At 49.5% G+C, this 15,819-nt stretch carries 16 protein-coding genes and 1 pseudogene; 7 read left to right on the forward strand and 10 right to left on the reverse strand.

All coding sequences use genetic code 11. The features are described from left to right. Positions 1–282 precede the first annotated feature (282 nt). From ACWHYD_RS16950 to ACWHYD_RS16960, 3 genes are all read left to right on the forward strand, one after another. On the forward strand, positions 283–849 hold the full coding sequence (locus ACWHYD_RS16950; RefSeq protein ID WP_447963201.1) for a YcbK family protein: 567 nt from the start codon (positions 283–285) through the stop codon (positions 847–849). Positions 850–1,345: 496 nt separating this feature from the next. Next, positions 1,346–1,867 (forward strand): QcrA and Rieske domain-containing protein, encoded by a 522-nt coding sequence (locus ACWHYD_RS16955; RefSeq protein WP_447963202.1) that lies wholly within the window; start codon positions 1,346–1,348, stop codon positions 1,865–1,867. A 2-nt stretch (positions 1,868–1,869) separates the two neighbouring features. Then, entirely contained in the window at positions 1,870–3,192 is a 1,323-nt protein-coding gene (locus ACWHYD_RS16960) for a cytochrome b N-terminal domain-containing protein (protein WP_447963203.1), read from the forward strand. Between the two features lie 582 nt (positions 3,193–3,774). Here the strand turns inward: ACWHYD_RS16960 and mscL are convergent. The 10 genes and pseudogenes from mscL to ACWHYD_RS17010 all read right to left on the reverse strand — a co-directional run bounded on the left by mscL (position 3,775) and on the right by ACWHYD_RS17010 (position 12,083). Continuing rightward, a complete protein-coding gene (mscL, locus tag ACWHYD_RS16965) occupies positions 3,775–4,236 on the reverse strand; it encodes a large-conductance mechanosensitive channel protein MscL (RefSeq protein WP_447963204.1) in 462 nt (153 codons plus the stop codon). 350 nt (positions 4,237–4,586) lie between these two features. Beyond that, positions 4,587–5,084: a hypothetical protein gene (locus ACWHYD_RS16970; RefSeq protein WP_447963205.1), complete on the reverse strand. Its 498-nt coding sequence runs from the start codon at positions 5,082–5,084 to the stop codon at positions 4,587–4,589. Between the two features lie 101 nt (positions 5,085–5,185). After that, on the reverse strand, positions 5,186–5,461 hold the full coding sequence (locus ACWHYD_RS16975; protein ID WP_447963206.1) for a hypothetical protein: 276 nt from the start codon (positions 5,459–5,461) through the stop codon (positions 5,186–5,188). A 348-nt stretch (positions 5,462–5,809) separates the two neighbouring features. Next, positions 5,810–6,163, reverse strand: a pseudogene (locus tag ACWHYD_RS16980) (DUF481 domain-containing protein). A 160-nt stretch (positions 6,164–6,323) separates the two neighbouring features. Beyond that, the gene (locus ACWHYD_RS16985; RefSeq protein WP_447963207.1) at positions 6,324–8,111 is read right to left on the reverse strand and encodes a sigma-54 interaction domain-containing protein; all 1,788 of its coding nucleotides are present in this window, start codon (positions 8,109–8,111) and stop codon (positions 6,324–6,326) included. A 101-nt stretch (positions 8,112–8,212) separates the two neighbouring features. Then, positions 8,213–8,710, reverse strand: coding sequence for a Rab family GTPase (locus tag ACWHYD_RS16990; protein WP_447963208.1), 498 nt, complete (start codon positions 8,708–8,710; stop codon positions 8,213–8,215). Then, positions 8,707–10,503 (reverse strand): OmpA family protein, encoded by a 1,797-nt coding sequence (locus ACWHYD_RS16995; RefSeq protein WP_447963209.1) that lies wholly within the window; start codon positions 10,501–10,503, stop codon positions 8,707–8,709. Before ACWHYD_RS16995 ends, ACWHYD_RS16990 begins: the two co-directional genes overlap by 4 nt. 114 nt (positions 10,504–10,617) lie before the next feature. Next, entirely contained in the window at positions 10,618–11,244 is a 627-nt protein-coding gene (locus tag ACWHYD_RS17000) for a hypothetical protein (RefSeq protein WP_447963210.1), read from the reverse strand. A gap of 243 nt (positions 11,245–11,487) precedes the next feature. Continuing rightward, positions 11,488–11,700 (reverse strand): hypothetical protein, encoded by a 213-nt coding sequence (locus tag ACWHYD_RS17005; protein WP_447963211.1) that lies wholly within the window; start codon positions 11,698–11,700, stop codon positions 11,488–11,490. A 23-nt stretch (positions 11,701–11,723) separates the two neighbouring features. Further along, on the reverse strand, positions 11,724–12,083 hold the full coding sequence (locus ACWHYD_RS17010; protein ID WP_447963212.1) for a hypothetical protein: 360 nt from the start codon (positions 12,081–12,083) through the stop codon (positions 11,724–11,726). A 304-nt stretch (positions 12,084–12,387) separates the two neighbouring features. Here ACWHYD_RS17010 and mutM point away from each other — a divergent pair, with 304 nt between their 5' ends. The 4 genes from mutM (at position 12,388) to ftsY (ending at position 15,784) form a co-directional block, all read left to right on the forward strand. Continuing rightward, entirely contained in the window at positions 12,388–13,218 is an 831-nt protein-coding gene (mutM, locus tag ACWHYD_RS17015; protein WP_447963213.1) for a bifunctional DNA-formamidopyrimidine glycosylase/DNA-(apurinic or apyrimidinic site) lyase, read from the forward strand. Positions 13,219–13,312: 94 nt separating this feature from the next. Further along, positions 13,313–14,359, forward strand: a complete 1,047-nt coding sequence (locus ACWHYD_RS17020; protein WP_447963214.1) for a PhoH family protein — start codon at positions 13,313–13,315, stop codon at positions 14,357–14,359. Between the two features lie 6 nt (positions 14,360–14,365). Continuing rightward, on the forward strand, positions 14,366–14,815 hold the full coding sequence (gene ybeY, locus ACWHYD_RS17025; protein ID WP_447963215.1) for an rRNA maturation RNase YbeY: 450 nt from the start codon (positions 14,366–14,368) through the stop codon (positions 14,813–14,815). A gap of 48 nt (positions 14,816–14,863) precedes the next feature. Further along, positions 14,864–15,784, forward strand: coding sequence for a signal recognition particle-docking protein FtsY (gene ftsY / locus ACWHYD_RS17030; RefSeq protein WP_447963216.1), 921 nt, complete (start codon positions 14,864–14,866; stop codon positions 15,782–15,784). Positions 15,785–15,819 lie beyond the last annotated feature (35 nt).

Raw genomic sequence — 15,819 nt, forward strand, 5'->3', positions numbered from 1 at the left:
ACCATGTCGGACATGAGTCCTCTGAAGATTGAGTCCCAAAGGCAGAACGTGAACAGCAACCGCGCAGGTGAGTTTCCGTAAAAAAATCCAGGAGAGCCAAAGGAGGCGATTGCCCACTTTCATTCAGTCCACAGCGGAAATGCATAAACGTGGGTGAGGGGATGATTAAAAAATTTCCATCCATTGGTTGACCTCATCATTCTATTTTGTTAAATGATCAGTGTTTCATTCCGTTTTATTCTCCCGCTCCATTTCCCCATTCACTGTTCGGAGGGTGTCACCATGTCTCAGGAGACAGAAGAAATCTGGTCAAGGCGCTTCTTTCTGAAATCCTCTCTTGCGGGAATGCTGATTCTTGGCAGCCGCTTGATGTTTCCAGAATCCGCCGCGGCCCATTCACTCCCTGAAGGCAGACTTCGCCTCTACAACGCCCACACTGACGAACGACTCCAGGTAACGTATCGCAATCAATCAGGCCGCTATGACCAGGAAGCCCTGAAGGACATTAATTATCTTTTGCGGTGCCATCATTCCAAAAAGGTCTGCCAGATGGACATTCAATTGCTGGAATATGTGAATCAGGTGGAAAAGTTAGTCGGACAGGGGAAGGAAATTCAAATCTACTCCGGCTACCGGTCGCCCTCATACAACAAATTGCTGATTCGCCTTGGTCGAGGGGCCGCGCCAAACAGTCTTCATACCGTCGGGCAGGCAATGGACTTCTCGATTCCCGGCGTTCGACTTTCCAAAATACGACGGGCCGCTGTGAAGCTTCGGTTGGGTGGAGTCGGCTATTACGGCCGACAGGGATTCGTCCATATCGATTCCGGACCGGTCCGGTACTGGTAATTCCTTTTTTTATTTTCGGGATAGGGAGAAGATTGGGAAAGAAGTATACCTCCCTCGGCTCTCTTGCTGCCGGCCACCTTTACCTCCAGATTAAACAGTGTTTAACCTGACAGACCAGGTGCCTCACAAGAATGCCAAGCACTGTATTCGGGGTTCGGAAAGAGGAGCCATTTTCCCCTGACGAAAAGATCCGCACCCACATTCACCACCTCTTCGCCTATTTCCTTACATTGATGCTTCGACGGTGTCAGTCAGCCCGTTGAAAAATACAGGTCTTCCCACACTCGACCCTGTCGATGAAATTTTTTGATTTTGACTATCCATGCTTCTGTGCTAGCCTTTTACGGGAGCGTTTTTCAAATGGTCTTTAATCTGAATATGGCATCGTTCCGGTTCTCATCCCCAACGATGATATCTTTCTGTGAACAGCATGAAGCATACGCTCCTCAAGTGAATCCGGGATCTTATTGTCTGCTTATCCAAAAGGAACCCTAAAATGGAAGATGGCTTATCCACCCCGGTGGGAACCCGCCGGTCCTTCTTTGTAAAAACCACCGTGTTCATTTCCTCCCTTATCGGAATCTCCCTTGCAGTCCCGTTAATCGGATTCATCATCACCCCCGCCTTTCAACGACGAAAGAAAGAATGGATGTCACTGGGTAAAGCCGATGCATTACCAGTTGGTGAACCCAGGGCGATGGATTACACCATGACCGAAAAGGATGGATGGCAGGAAACCCAAACCACGAAAGGCGTGTGGGCGGTGAAACAGCCCAATGGAGAGGTGACGGTCTTTTCACCCATCTGTCCGCATTTAGGCTGTGGGTATCGATGGGATCAACAGGACCGTCTCTTTAAATGCCCCTGCCATGGAAGTATTTATGACCTTGAGGGAACCGTGAAGGCAGGGCCCGCTCCACGCCCTCTGGACACGCTGCCATCCAAAATAGAAAATGGCGAATTGCTCGTTCAATACGAAGAATTTAAATCCGGTCTGGCGAAGAAAGTTGAACTCTAAGCATGGCCTCACGTCTGTATCAGTGGATCGACCAGCGCCTGAAATTAAAGCCCCTGGAGCAAACCCTCCTGAATGAGCCCATTCCCGGCGGTGCCAGCTGGAACTATATCTTTGGCTCCGCCACCCTTTTCCTCTTTGGATTACAAGCACTCACTGGCATGTTTCTCATGGTGTATTACGTGCCCGCGACTGACCATGCCTACGATACCGTTCAGTTTATTCAACATGAAGTGTGGGGGGGATGGTTTGTCCGTGGCCTGCATCATTGGGGCGCCTCGGCCGTCATGATGGCCATCGGGCTCCATATGTTGCAGGTCTTTTTTGACGGCGCGTATAAACGCCCTCGTGAACTCATGTGGGTTGTCGGGATCATCTTGTTAGCCATCATGTTGGGGTTCGGATTCACCGGGTATTTGCTACCCTGGGATCAAAACGCCTATTGGGCTACCCAGGTCGGGATTAACATGGTTGGCAGCGTTCCGCTTATTGGTGATTTCCTCGTGAAAATCCTTCGAGGAGGCGAAACTCTTGGCGCCTTGACTATTTCACGGTTTTTTGCAATTCACGTCGCTTTTCTTCCGGCCGCGATTATGTTCGGGATCATGCTCCATCTCTTTATTCTCCGGAGGGTTGGACCTGCCGGTCCTCATGATGAAGCAAAAGCCAAAGCCGGAAGTGAAACATTCTATCCACGGCAAGTCTTCATGGATGCCGTGGTGATGCTTGTCGTGTTTGGAATCGTATCGCTGCTGGCATTCAGCGTGGAATTCCCATTGGCTGATCGGGCGGATCCTTCGGACCATTCATTTATTCCCGTCCCGGAATGGTATTTTCTGTTTTTTTACCAGCTTCTCAAATATGCTCCCGGGGCATGGGGACCTCTGGCCACCTGGCTCCTTCCCACACTCTTTTTTACCGGATTGCTGCTCCTGCCCTTTCTAGATCGTAACCCTGAGCGACAACCGTCCTCACGCCGGGTCGTATTGGGGGCGGGATTGGGTTTTTTGATTATCGTATTCGGCCTGTTGAGTATTTCCCTCCGTGACCTGTATGCCGTTCCCAAACGTGATCCTTCGGTGGTTCGAGGTATTGCCTTAGTGGAACAATTCCATTGCAAAACCTGTCATCGCATTCACGGGGAAGGTGTGAATGTTGCCCCAGACCTTTCTTTTGTCGCCGATCGACGACCGGACCGGGATTGGCATCTTCAACATTTTAAGGATCCGCAATCCGTTTCCCCAGGATCCTTCATGCCAAAATTTCCTCTAAACGACAAACAGCTAAACGACCTCACCAATTACATTCTGACTCTCAAAAGTGAATAACGCTTCTTCCTCCCCTATGGAAATCGGTGAGCCTCGTTGAGAGCAGACATCAGTTTGATGGTACCTGCTCACAATGTAGAGCTCACCATTGTGGATGGCCAGATACGATACCGGCGTGGGATAACGGCTGTGGATAGGAGAACTTCCCCACAGCCAACCACAGAGAAGCGGGATATACACCACTAACCCAATCAGATGTATTTTCTGCAGGCGGACGGTTGGACAAAAAAAATTATGGCCGATTTTTGGAGAGAATACGGGTAGCTAAAGAGCCAGGATAGAGTTCAACCATAACAAGAGGAAAACGTAAGTTGCCCTGAAAGCCCAAATCCGCAGATTCTGGAAAAATTCGTTCAACCTGATAGGGAAGGTTTTACTTTTGGAATATGAATTTTTGGCATAGCGAAGACGGCATTCCGCTTACTGAGAATGCCGTCTTTCTGGCTCGCCCTGTATGAGGAACTGCTATTTACTACAAATAAGCGGCCGATACATAAATGTATTTCCGGACAACCCGTTCAACACACAGGATCCGCATATCTGTAGGCTATACTTGATGACAGGGCATTTCCTCATGAACCATTAGGCAGTTTTGGCCAACTCCGAGGTGCAATGACCACACCGTAGAGCCTTTATCGGAATCGTCATCTGACAAAATTTGCATTCTTTCGTTGTGGGATCCGCCGGCGGGTCCTTTTTTTCTTCACGTTTCATCTGATTAATGGCTTTAATCACCATAAAAACGGCAAAGGCCACAATAAGAAAGCTAATAACCGAATTGAGAAACACTCCATAATTCATTGTGACCGCTCCCGCTGCCTGAGCATCGGACAATGCTAGATAGGGCCCTGGAGGCACTCCGTCCTTAAGGGTGAGAAACAGGTTAGAAAAATCAACGCCACCCAACAAGAGTCCAATAGGGGGCATCAACACATCGGCCACCAACGATTTGGCAATGGTGCCGAAGGCCCCTCCAATAATGACACCAACGGCCATGTCGACAACATTGCCTCGCATGGCAAACTCTTTGAACTCTTTAAGCATTACATCCTCCTTATCATGAGAGTGAAAGATAGAACCGTTTGTTCTCCAGAATTACACACGTGAGGGGGTCACAAAAGGCACATCATCCTCTCGTAACACATGAACAAATGCAAGATCCTTCCTGGCTTTCTGTTCTTCAACTAACCGGACTTTCACCCATCCTCTTCTGCGGCCCATGGAACAAACGGATCAACTTCCGTAAAAAAATCCTGGGGCGACCAGCCTGTCCTCGCTAATTTCCAGTTGAAGACCCCCTCTAAAAGCCCCAACTGTCAAGATCAACTCGGATAAGTGGTCGCCCTCGGCAATCTGCACCATGACCAGAATTTCAAACAGCTCCGCTCCGACGCTTACTCGTCTGGAGATACGCGTCTTTGCGTTTTCAGTGAAAGACATTCATCCATGACTCTTCCTATCTGACGATAATCCAACGGTTTTTTCAGCACATGGAAAAATCCCGCATCCTCCGATGGAGGAAGCTCTCCCAAAATCACGACCAAAGGGGCACCCGGGACGTAGGAAAGTCCATGGCCCAAGCCACGCTTACATTGGTCCAGAAAGTGGTCGTCAATGAATAGGGCATCAAAGCTCTGCCCATTTTTTTCCACCAAGACCTTTGGCCATTCCTCAAAATATTCGCAATCATACCCGTGCAGCTTTATTATCTGCCCAAGGAAATCACGAATTAAGTCATTCCGACTGACGATCACGACGCGACCTAAAGAGACGTTCGAATTAAAGTTCTTATTTTTCGTCGTTCGCATAAGGTCACATTTTCCCCAAAGACTTGGCAAAAGCGTCCGGTCGGAACAACCCCCGCTCGGAGTTGATTCCTCAATTTTCAGCATGTGTGAATCCCCATTTGGAAAAAGTCCAATTCTCTCCTCACGTTCAGACAGATTCCCCTCCATCGCCTGACTCACTGATTTCTGATTTGTCTTGTCCATTTCTAAAGCCAGCACAAGGCAACTTTTTGCCAGGGACCATATGAATCCGATGTGAATTTTGCTTGATAGAACACATCCCTTGATAACTCAGAAATATAGCTCCGCACCGTGATGACCGTTCCCTTAGCTTTTTTGACCACTTTGAGAACCGGGATCCTTTCTCGGTCCTTCCCCTCACATCCGGAATAAATGGCTACCCTTGGGGCAATGTCTTTGCCATTCCACACAATCTGTGGTTCCAGCCACTCCGGTTTTATTCCCAAGGTGAAAATCAACATGGCGAACATTCCAAGTGCACTGCAAAGACCCATGGAAAAAACTATATGATTGTTTTGAATCTTCATTGGTTGGCATCCATCTACCCATTGATTACCCATATTCATTAACTTTTACTAACAATAATGGTGCCAGACAAAATACCCTTACATTTCAATTGCTTGGATTTTTAATTTAAAAAGTTTCCCATTTTGAAACATCCGATTGTCTCAAAGTGTTTCAGGGAAATTTTTGAATCCCGAGGGAAAGAGAGAAAGGAGGATGAACCACAGGAAGGGAAAAACAGCAAGGAACCGAACACCTGCGATGCTCGGGCCCTCAATTACAACTTCACCTTACGACTCAAATACCTATCCGAGCGACAGGATGTATTGCGTATCCGCTTTTTTGGTTCCAGGAGCCGGGGAGTTATCGTACCGCCAATTAATCTGAATAGTCGAAATGAGGTCTTCCCAGATATTCGTACGAATTCCCTGTTGGTACGTCACCTACCAATCACTGGTTTTTTAATGGGAGAGAAAACCTTTATGCTGATGAAATAGCGTCAGATTGGGGAGAATCGGCCAATGAAAATTCACCGCCCATCGACCGGTAAAATAATTGACATCTTCTGAACGTTTAACGTTCTCGTCAAAATACCCCGGTTCGGAAAAGAACGATGAACGAAGATTTTGATCTTGAAACGTACCCAGTCCAATCAACACACCGGTAAAATATAGAACCGCTTCGTCACAAAAAAATTCCTTTTAACCGTCCCCTAGGCAGATGGACTGTCGATTGTAATTGATGTCGACGAAAACCCAACACATTTATCCCGGATTTAATCACCGCCGCAGGTTCAGAGGTTTTCCGGAAATACCGGAATCAGATGGACGATTCCTCATGAGCAATATTCAACTCTGTTAAACGTCGATAAAAGGTAGAACGGCTCATACCGACCAGTTTTGCGGCTTGCGCACGTTTTCCTTTTGTTTGTGCCAGGGCATCAAGGATTCGCTGGCGTTCATTCGGTTTTAACAACGGCGATGACTGAACAGCCGGAAAAACGTCGCACAACTCAGGAGGTAGATCGGTCGGAAGGATGTTTTCACTCCGGCAATGTATCAATGCATATTCCAAGGCCGCTTGTAATTCACGGACATTCCCCGGCCAGGAATAACGTAAGAACCGCTGCATCGTTTCCGGAGCTATACCGAGAACCTGCATCTTGCCAAATGCGACACGGCTTTTTTCGAAAAAAGCCGTACTTAACAAGGGAATATCCTCTCGGCGCTCTCGCAGTGGAGGAAGCCGTAATCGTGCGACACGAATCCGATAGAGTAAATCTGCACGAAAGGCACCCCTGTCAACCAATTCCTGAAGAGGCTGATTAGTGGCCGCCAATACCCGGACATTCACTTTCCGTGGGCGAGACTCCCCGAGACGAATAATTTCTCCCTCTTGAAGAGCACGGAGCAGGGTGGTCTGAATGGGTAACGGCATATCTCCGATTTCATCTAACAATAACGTGCCGCCTTCAGCCGATTCGAAAAATCCTTCATGGTCACTCGTCGCTCCGGTAAAGGCGCCGCGCTTGTGCCCAAACAATTGACTCCCCAACAGCGAATCTGTCAATCCGGCGCAATTAACTGGTAAAAATGGATATTCGTGACGCGGGCTTAATTGATGCAAAGCACGGGCAACCAATTCTTTGCCAGTCCCGGTTTCCCCATCAATGAGCACCGGCACATCCACCACGGCGATGTCTCCAATCCGCTCATACACCGCGCGCATGGCGGGACATTTTCCAACCAGATTGTGAAATTGTGTTGGCCCCACCAATTGACGGCGCAACGCTTCCATCTCGCTGACATCTTTTAATAATAGAATGGTTTTTCTCGGATCTCGCGGATCATCTTGAACCTCAACTTCCAACGCGGTTGCAGAATGGTTTTTCCCGTCCATCACCACCGGCACAACCTGACGTTGCGACCTCGGCAACCGTCCCATTTCCTCGACCCGAACACTATCCGCTGGTTTCCACGGAAAACCCTCAACAAGAGTGCGTCCGATCATTCTGGCCGGATCCGTTTGCAATAACTCGCTGGCCTTTCCACTGATAAAGGTCACGTCACGATTCGCATTGAGCATGATGGTCCCCAATCCCAAACCGTCAAGCACAGCCATCACATCATCCCGTTCTTGTTCGCTTTTCGCTAAACGACTGCCCAGCCGGGCTTCGGTGCGTTCATGTTGGTTGACAGCCTGACGATGTGAAAGCTGTTCTTCACGTGCCTTTTGCAGCAAGGGTTGGATAGGAAGGATATCGGGTCCAAAGCGTTGCAGAATGACATACCGGAGAGACCGATGACGGACGGCAGTGGCTTCCAGGACGACGTCTTCTCCAAATAATGCGGGTTCGCTCCACAAACCGGACTTACATTGTCCCGTCCTGCCGGATTCCCACCATTCCCGGGCTTCATGGAGAAAATGTTGAAGAAAAAATGAACGGTCCACTAGCTGCTCGGGAGGCAAGTCAGCCTCCTGTCTCAAGCCAGGCGGAGGAAACCAACTGGGAAGGTCACCCAGATGGTCGAGCCGTTCTGCAGTTTTTTGAAAAATTAACGCATCAAAGACACTGAGGAAAGCAGGATCGGGTAAGGAACCGGACATGAGTCTCACCAATCTCTGGTAATGACGAGAGGATACGGGAATCTGATTGAGTTTACCGACACATACTCACCAGGCGATGCGTATTCGATCCACGTCCGGCCTCAGGATTTCAGCATCGCCTCGGATAACGCGGAAAACGCTGCTTCGACACCTTCACCCGTTTTTGCGCTTACCATGGATACCAGGCAGGCTTGGTCACTGAGATTAGAAACCATGGGAGACTCAACCACCCACTCGTTTACCAAATCATGTTTATTGAGCAGAAGGACAAAAGGAACAGGACCGATCGTCTTCAGGGCTAATTCATGTAACTTGCCTGCCACATCAACCGTTTCTTTCCTAGTTCCGTCTATCACCAGGATATATCCCGATGACCCCTGCAAATACGACGCCCGAACTTTTTGGAAGTCATCATCGCCGTAGAGATCCCAAAGAACCAGCAGGAGGTCCTGCCCGCAAACCGACAAAGATTTTTGATCAATCTTGACCCCAACCGTGGTGAGATATTTTTCGGAAAAAATGCCGGAGATCAATCGTTTCACCAGGCTCGTTTTCCCTACGGCAAACCCACCCAACATACAAATTTTTTTCTGAATCACGGTCTGCTCCTCACACCCACTTCCCTGCGCAGAGGAATCCCTGGTTCCACCACCTTAAAGGACACTCGCCGACTCGCCGAATACCCCTGTTCCCCACCGGAACCGGATTGTACATCGGGATCAACCCCTTTACCCACGGCAGACAATTTTAACACTTGAAAGGTATTTTCATTGAGCATTTCCAGAACGTTGTTCGCTCGCCTCTCACTCAGTGAAACATTGATCGGTTGAGTGCCCACGGGACTGCTATATCCCATGACATCAATAGAGGGTTTCCGACCGAGCTGCATGGCTTTCTCATCCAATTCCTGAAGAATGAATTTCACCTGTTGAATTTTCACCAATTCCCGATCCGGCAATCTCCCCTGACCCGGGAAAAAGAAAATAGCTTGCCCTTCCAATTCGACTTGAAGTGCCTCAAATTGTTTCACGTCCGTGTTAATGAGACGTTCCAAGGAAATCTCCGAAACCCCGGGAATTGCCGAGGCGGATCGAGTCGCTCTCGCAATCCAGGCATGGGAACTTTCCCCTATCAAAATAATCCGGCTACCCTCAATGCTCACCTCCACCGATCCGGGTGGCTGCAAAACTATGATTGCCCGCTTACGAACCATCTCCGGAGTGAGGGCAATAAACGGTTCAAAATGAAACCCGGCCGCATGGGGAGGATATCCCACCTCTTCCAGCAACTGTTCGGGGTCAACCGCCAGCGGGTCCCTCAACCCGTGGAACACCGTTCGCCCATCTTCTTCCTGAATAGTCGTCACCACAATACCCGGTTCAGCCGCAATCCGCTTCAACAACTCAGTCCATTGTTGATGACTGAGAGTAGCCTGATAGGCCCACCATCCCAAAAGAGCCAGAAGAAGACCACTACACACCCAAAATACGACCGGAAGGCCTTTTCGTTTTTTTACGAATTGTGCTTGGAGGCAATCCTCCAAATGGGGTCTGGTTTCTAAAAACACAGCGGTATCGCCATGAAAATCTTTCAGGAAATCCGAATATTGGACATGAAGGGATTCGAGCGTGCTTTGAAGGAAATCCCGCAATTTCACAGGAGGGGTGCCCCGAATCACGGTGGCCAAAATCGCGCTGGACCCCTGTTCTATCCAGACAGTCAAATCGCCAATCCTGAGCGACTCCAATCCTTCCTCCTGACCTTGCTGAAACGAATCCCTTACAAAATCCTGTATGGCTGTCAACATGCCGGAAATGGCCGCTTCCCCCTGGCTGGATATCCCTTCGGCCATCACATGATTGAGTAATAATCCCGTTTTTTTATGAATCAAAAATACCTGTTCGACTCTAAACCGAAGGGTATGCAACACCACCACTTCCACAAAAGGCCTGCCTGTTTTCCAAGCCTCCCAACGCCACTGAAGTCCTTGCCAGGACATACTATATTCTAAGGTCTGGTTGAGAGATTGGAACATTTCCCGCATGGCACGAGAAATCGCCTTTCGGATGGCGGATCCCAAGATAGGCGCGATTGAATCACTTATAAGCTGGGGAGATTGTTTGATGGAAAGAGCCAACGCTTCTTGTGTAATCGGGAGCAGAGAAGCCAATAACCGATTATCCTGTTGAGCCCGAAGGCGAATGGCATCGGGCAGGACACGACTCACTTCCTGCGGCCCTATCACCAACGTATCCATGCGTTGTCGTAAACGATCTAATTGAATTTGCTCGGGAGACAGCAACAAGCGGCGAAGGGCCGAAAAATCTTCAGACTCTCCCTTGTCATATCCCGTCGATGGGCGTAGAGGAGACGAACGAGGCGTACGTTCCATAATTGGCCTTCAGGAGGAAGCTGCCATTTTTCTGTTAGAGAGAGGGGGAAAAAACACGTGAAATTGATCGTCAGCCTTTGCCATGGGAGGTATACCCCAATAGAATTCAAGGCTTCATGATTGGGTCTCAATACCCTGGGCCCCCACTTTTAGGCGCAAGGCGACTTCCATCAACATTTCGGCCAATACCGCCCGATCGGTTTTCTCAACCTTCAACTCATTGACTGCTTGTTCGAATTGAGACTCCATTCGGCTCATGGCCTCCTGGTCCTGCTCAATCAGCTCATGTTTTTGTCGCTGCATTTCTGCGCTCATCGCCTGGAACTGATTCGAAGCATGCTCGGTTAATTCCACAATCCGTTTACTTATTTGAGATTCAACCGTCTTGACTGTTTGTCCCATATCCTGAATGGTGGCAACACGTCGATCCTGTTCCTGCTGTAATTTCCCGACTAACCCTTGGATTTCCTGATTCATGTGCGTTTTCAGATCATCAACAGATTTGGTCAGGTCCTCTCGTAGGCGACTGCTTTCCTGAAACAACCGATCCTCCAACGCAGCGAACCGTTTTTCAATGTCCCGACTTTGGGCACCGAAAAGAATATCCCTAACCTTATCCAGGCTCCCTGCATCCGACTGTGCCGACCATTCTCCGTCCTGGGAAGACGAAGTTCCCTGAGAGGTCGAGACTTCATACGCCACGGTCTTGAATGGTTTTTTTGAGGGTTCGGGTACACTCATAGTTGTCACTCCACGAGGTAGGTCAATAACTTCTACGTCCTAGGGAACACCCCTTAAGCGAAGATATCCTAACATTGATAAAAAAAGGGAACAAGACGGAAAGTTACACAGTGGAAGCCTCTATAAGGCTAACCCAAACAGCGTAACTCTCTATTGAGAAACCGTAAGGAATAAAATCACGATAGAGGGGAATGGGAAAAGAAGTTCAGGAAAGGGAGAAACGTACGATTGTTCTTTTTTTTGCTAATCTTTTTCCGGCTCAGCATTCCCATGTTTATGTGTGACTCGATCTTCGTCAAACATATCCGCCATTTCTTGAGCCATCACATCATTATCATGAGGGAGAGAGACAACAGACAATTCTTTTTTGATTTTTTTGGGAGAGTCGGGCTTGGGTTCTTTGGCCTCGGCTTTTTCAGAATCGTTGGGTTCTTCAGATGTATTTTTGTGATCCATGATGACAATCTCCTCTACAATGATTACTCAAACGATTCCAGATGTGACCGCTCAGGGAACTTGTGTTGGCAACCGGGACAAGTCACAAAATAGACCGATTCACGAACCGAGAGCACCGCCCTCAAATCCAGGGACACCCCGCGATGTCGACAGGATGGACAGGGAATTTCTTTAAGATGATAGGGAATATCCGGTTGTGTCTGTACATAAAACTCCATATCGGTATGGACGGGAAACATATAATGACACCCGATACAAATCGCTTTCCATTCCCCGTCTTCCGTTGCCGTCCTGGAATCGATTCCAAAGCGATTGGCCTTGCAAATTGGGCACTTCACTTCCCCTAACCGTTCTTCAACCTGCTTGATGCTTAATTGTGTCATTCTTCTTCCTTATCCACTCTGGTGAACATGCCCTGGTCAAAGTATAGGCTTCCTGCCAGAGATCCCGCAACCAAACCCTCTAAATTCTCTACACGGGCCAGGCCTCCCGTTCAGAGATTAGCTCAATCCCATCCGATCACACGTGAGCCGGAGTCTATTGCCTTGCCCGAATTAGACACCTCACCAATAAATGAACATGGCAATACCCAGTGCTACGTCGAATCTGATACAACCTTCCAGACCAAATTAAGGAAAAACTGACCCACGTGCACTCAAACTATTGAGTTTCCCCGCGTAATCTTCTATGCCCGAGCTCCCTGAAGTCGAAGTCATCCTCAACCATCTGAACCGGCGTGTCCTGGGTGGGACCATTGAAAGGCTCACCATTCACCGTTCGGATATTGTCCGCACCGGACATGACTTCATTCCCTGGTTTCAGCACTCCACGATCACCAATATTGCCAGGAGGGGTAAATGTCTCATCTTCACCTGCCATCGAGACAACGAAACCCGGTATCTTCTTTCGGAGCAGGGCATGACCGGACTATGGTTTTTCCATCCAGCCTTGGCCTCAACTCCACAACATATCCATTGCCGCATCAAGATTTCCGGAGTTCCGACCAGTGAGTTGCATTACTGGAATCCTCGACGATTTGGCCGGCTCTGGCTGTTCGCCGCACCGGAATTGGAAGCTTTCATGCAACGCCGATTCGGCTCTGACGCCATGAATATCGGTGCCCAACCCTTCATTAAGCTCATTCAAAGCTGCCGAGGTAGACTGAAACCCTTTCTCCTCGATCAACATCGCCTCGCTGGAATTGGAAACATTTACGCCAATGAAATTCTATTTCGCGCCGGAGTGCACCCCCAGGCTCACGGCTATCGGCTGAGCGTCTCAACCTGTCAACGGCTCTATGACACCATGCAGACCGTATTACAGGAGGCCATTCTTGCCGGAGGCTCTTCCATCAGAGACTTTCGTGCTCCCGATGGATCACAAGGTCACTTCCAGGAAGCGCATCAGGTCTATCAGAAAGCAGGATTGCCATGTTCGCATGGGTGTTCAACCCTCATCACGCGCATGCAAAGTGAGCGCAGCTCATTTTTTTGTTCGAGCTGCCAAAAGAGACGGTAATCCTTCCATTTCGTTCCTTGAGCCAACCTTAAACCTTTGCTAGAATCTGTCTATGAGTGTTCTTGTGGCTAACCGGAGGTGAATCGAATCCTACGTGCGAAAATTTAAACTACGAGAAGGGGTCGATTTAGCGAATCTTTTCGGCCCGCATGATCTGCACCTCAAAATGATCGAAGGGGAACTCCAGGTCCGAATGGCGGCCCGGGGGGATGAAATCACCCTTCATGGTCAACCGGAGTCAGTTCTGCGGGCCGAACATATTTTGCGGGAATTAGCCGATTGGACTCGAACCTATTACGAACTGAAACCTGACGATATTTCACGAGCCATACTGGCGACAGAAGAAAAACCGGACACTCCACTCAAACCCTATACTGTTTCGGCAAGCGCGCTTCCGACAAAAAAAGGAACCGTTAACCCGAAAACCCCCAATCAGCAAGCCTATCTCGAAGCCATTAATCAATCAGATCTCGTCATTGCCATTGGCCCGGCCGGCACGGGGAAAACCTATCTGGCCATGGCCATGGCGTTGGCAGCGCTCACGCATAAACAGGTCAGTCGGATCATCCTCGCACGGCCAGCCGTGGAAGCAGGGGAACATCTCGGCTTTCTCCCAGGAGACCTCTTTGCCAAAGTGCACCCCTATTTACGTCCCCTATACGATGCGTTGTACAACATGATGGACATTGATCGGGCCAATCGGCTCCTCGAACGTGGTGAAATTGAAATCGCTCCCCTGGCGTTCATGCGGGGACGAACGCTCGACGATGCCTTTGTCATCCTGGACGAAGCTCAAAACGCCACCACGGAACAAATGAAAATGTTTTTAACCAGACTCGGACTCAATTCCAAGGCCATTGTGACCGGTGATATCACCCAAATCGATCTTCCCGATTCACAGAAATCCGGGTTGGCGCAGATTGCCGATATTCTCCTCAATATTGACGGCATACAGTTTGTCTATTTTTCCGAACAGGATGTGGTCCGACATCGGTTGGTCAAAGAAATTATCAAAGCGTACGATCGGTTTGAACACCAACTGCCCAACAATAGCCCGCACAACATCTCTTCCGACCATTCGACCGCATCGCCTGGAAATCATTCAAAATCCGACACCAATGGCCAGAGGCCCACGCGGTAAAACACGATGGCTGTGTGGCTTCGTTCTCACCTCCGGCGAGTAGCCGTTCGCCCCACGATAGTTCGCCGACTGACGCAAGCTGTGTTACAACAGGCAGGGTATCCTTCGGCCAATCTGAGCCTCACCTTCGTCGGCAAGACTCGCATGCAGAAACTTAACCGGACCTACCGGGAGCGGGACTATGCGACAGATGTGCTAGCCTTCCCCATGCAGGATGTCTTACAGTCGTCACAGGCATTCGTGGGAGATGTCGTGATTTGTATCCCCGTGGCCCTGGCTCAAGCCTCAAGGTTTAACAACACGGCCGATGAAGAAATCCTGCGTTTGCTCATCCATGGCACCCTTCACCTCCTGGGGTATGACCATGAAACAACCGAACGGGAAGCCAAACGGATGAAACGAAAAGAGCAGACAATTTTCCGTCGTCTTTCGCCTGTTCCCCGTCTTCTCGCATAACATAGGACAGGGATCATTCACTTGCCATGATATTCGGGTACATACACTATGAAATGGGTTGAACGTCTTCAGAATGGATTAGCAAAAACACGCCAGTCCGTGCAAAAGTCATTGCGTCGCCTGGGGCGGGGCCACTTGGACCCCGTCGCACTGGAAGAGGTCGAAGCCAGTCTCCTGGAAGCCGATGTCGGCATACACACCATCGAGCAATTCCTTGAGATGCTGAAAGATAAAACTCGGGTGTTCAGCGGGACCGATCCGACAGCGGTCCTCCATACTCTTCTCATGGACATTCTTCGTAAGGGCGAAACCGAACCGCTGGAACAACTCATTCGACGCGGCCCACGTCCCTTTATTATCTTGACCATAGGCATCAACGGTGTCGGCAAAACCACGACCATTGCCAAACTCGGGAACCAGTTGAAGCAACAAGGGTTACACACCCTCTTTGTCGCCGGCGACACTTTCCGGGCTGCGGCAATTGAACAATTGGATATTTGGGGAAAGCGCACAGGCATCGAGGTGATCAAGCAGAAGCAGGGCTCCGATCCTGCCGCCGTGGTGTTTGATGGCATGGTCGCCGCGAAAGCTCGAAATGTGGACGTCGTCCTCATCGATACCGCCGGACGGCTGCACACCAAAATCAATTTGATGGATGAATTGAAAAAGATCAAACGAATCATTGCGCGGGAAATGCCCGGCGCCCCCCACGAAACCCTCCTGGTCCTGGATGGCACATTGGGGCAGAATGCCATTGCACAAGCCCGACAATTTCATGAGTCACTCGGCGTCACCGGATTAGCCTTGACCAAACTGGATGGAACCTCCAAAGGCGGAGTGGTCGTAGCGATCGTCGACGAACTCAATCTTCCCATTCGTTTGATCGGCGTAGGAGAAGGAGAAGCGGACCTCCAGGATTTTAACGCTTCAGCGTTTGTCGAGGCCTTACTCCCAAGGGACCCCCCCTAGCCTAAAACAGCACGGCCTTCTTCCTCCCAAAATAT

It is taken from the genome of Nitrospira sp. Ecomares 2.1, from assembly GCF_965152585.1.

Excerpts from the sequence above, each read along its gene's own strand:
- ACWHYD_RS17005 (WP_447963211.1), bottom strand. The coding sequence starts at position 11,700 with ATGGATCACAAAAATACATCTGAAGAACCCAACGATTCTGAAAAAGCC.
- mscL (WP_447963204.1), bottom strand. The coding sequence starts at position 4,236 with ATGCTTAAAGAGTTCAAAGAGTTTGCCATGCGAGGCAATGTTGTCGAC.
- ACWHYD_RS17000 (WP_447963210.1), bottom strand. The coding sequence starts at position 11,244 with ATGAGTGTACCCGAACCCTCAAAAAAACCATTCAAGACCGTGGCGTAT.
- ACWHYD_RS16975 (WP_447963206.1), bottom strand. The coding sequence starts at position 5,461 with ATGTTGATTTTCACCTTGGGAATAAAACCGGAGTGGCTGGAACCACAG.
- ACWHYD_RS16970 (WP_447963205.1), bottom strand. The coding sequence starts at position 5,084 with ATGCTGAAAATTGAGGAATCAACTCCGAGCGGGGGTTGTTCCGACCGG.
- ACWHYD_RS16950 (WP_447963201.1), top strand. The coding sequence starts at position 283 with ATGTCTCAGGAGACAGAAGAAATCTGGTCAAGGCGCTTCTTTCTGAAA.
- mutM (WP_447963213.1), top strand. The coding sequence starts at position 12,388 with ATGCCCGAGCTCCCTGAAGTCGAAGTCATCCTCAACCATCTGAACCGG.
- ftsY (WP_447963216.1), top strand. The coding sequence starts at position 14,864 with ATGAAATGGGTTGAACGTCTTCAGAATGGATTAGCAAAAACACGCCAG.
- ACWHYD_RS16955 (WP_447963202.1), top strand. The coding sequence starts at position 1,346 with ATGGAAGATGGCTTATCCACCCCGGTGGGAACCCGCCGGTCCTTCTTT.
- ACWHYD_RS17010 (WP_447963212.1), bottom strand. The coding sequence starts at position 12,083 with ATGACACAATTAAGCATCAAGCAGGTTGAAGAACGGTTAGGGGAAGTG.
- ybeY (WP_447963215.1), top strand. The coding sequence starts at position 14,366 with ATGGCTGTGTGGCTTCGTTCTCACCTCCGGCGAGTAGCCGTTCGCCCC.
- ACWHYD_RS16960 (WP_447963203.1), top strand. The coding sequence starts at position 1,870 with ATGGCCTCACGTCTGTATCAGTGGATCGACCAGCGCCTGAAATTAAAG.
- ACWHYD_RS16985 (WP_447963207.1), bottom strand. The coding sequence starts at position 8,111 with ATGTCCGGTTCCTTACCCGATCCTGCTTTCCTCAGTGTCTTTGATGCG.
- ACWHYD_RS16995 (WP_447963209.1), bottom strand. The coding sequence starts at position 10,503 with ATGGAACGTACGCCTCGTTCGTCTCCTCTACGCCCATCGACGGGATAT.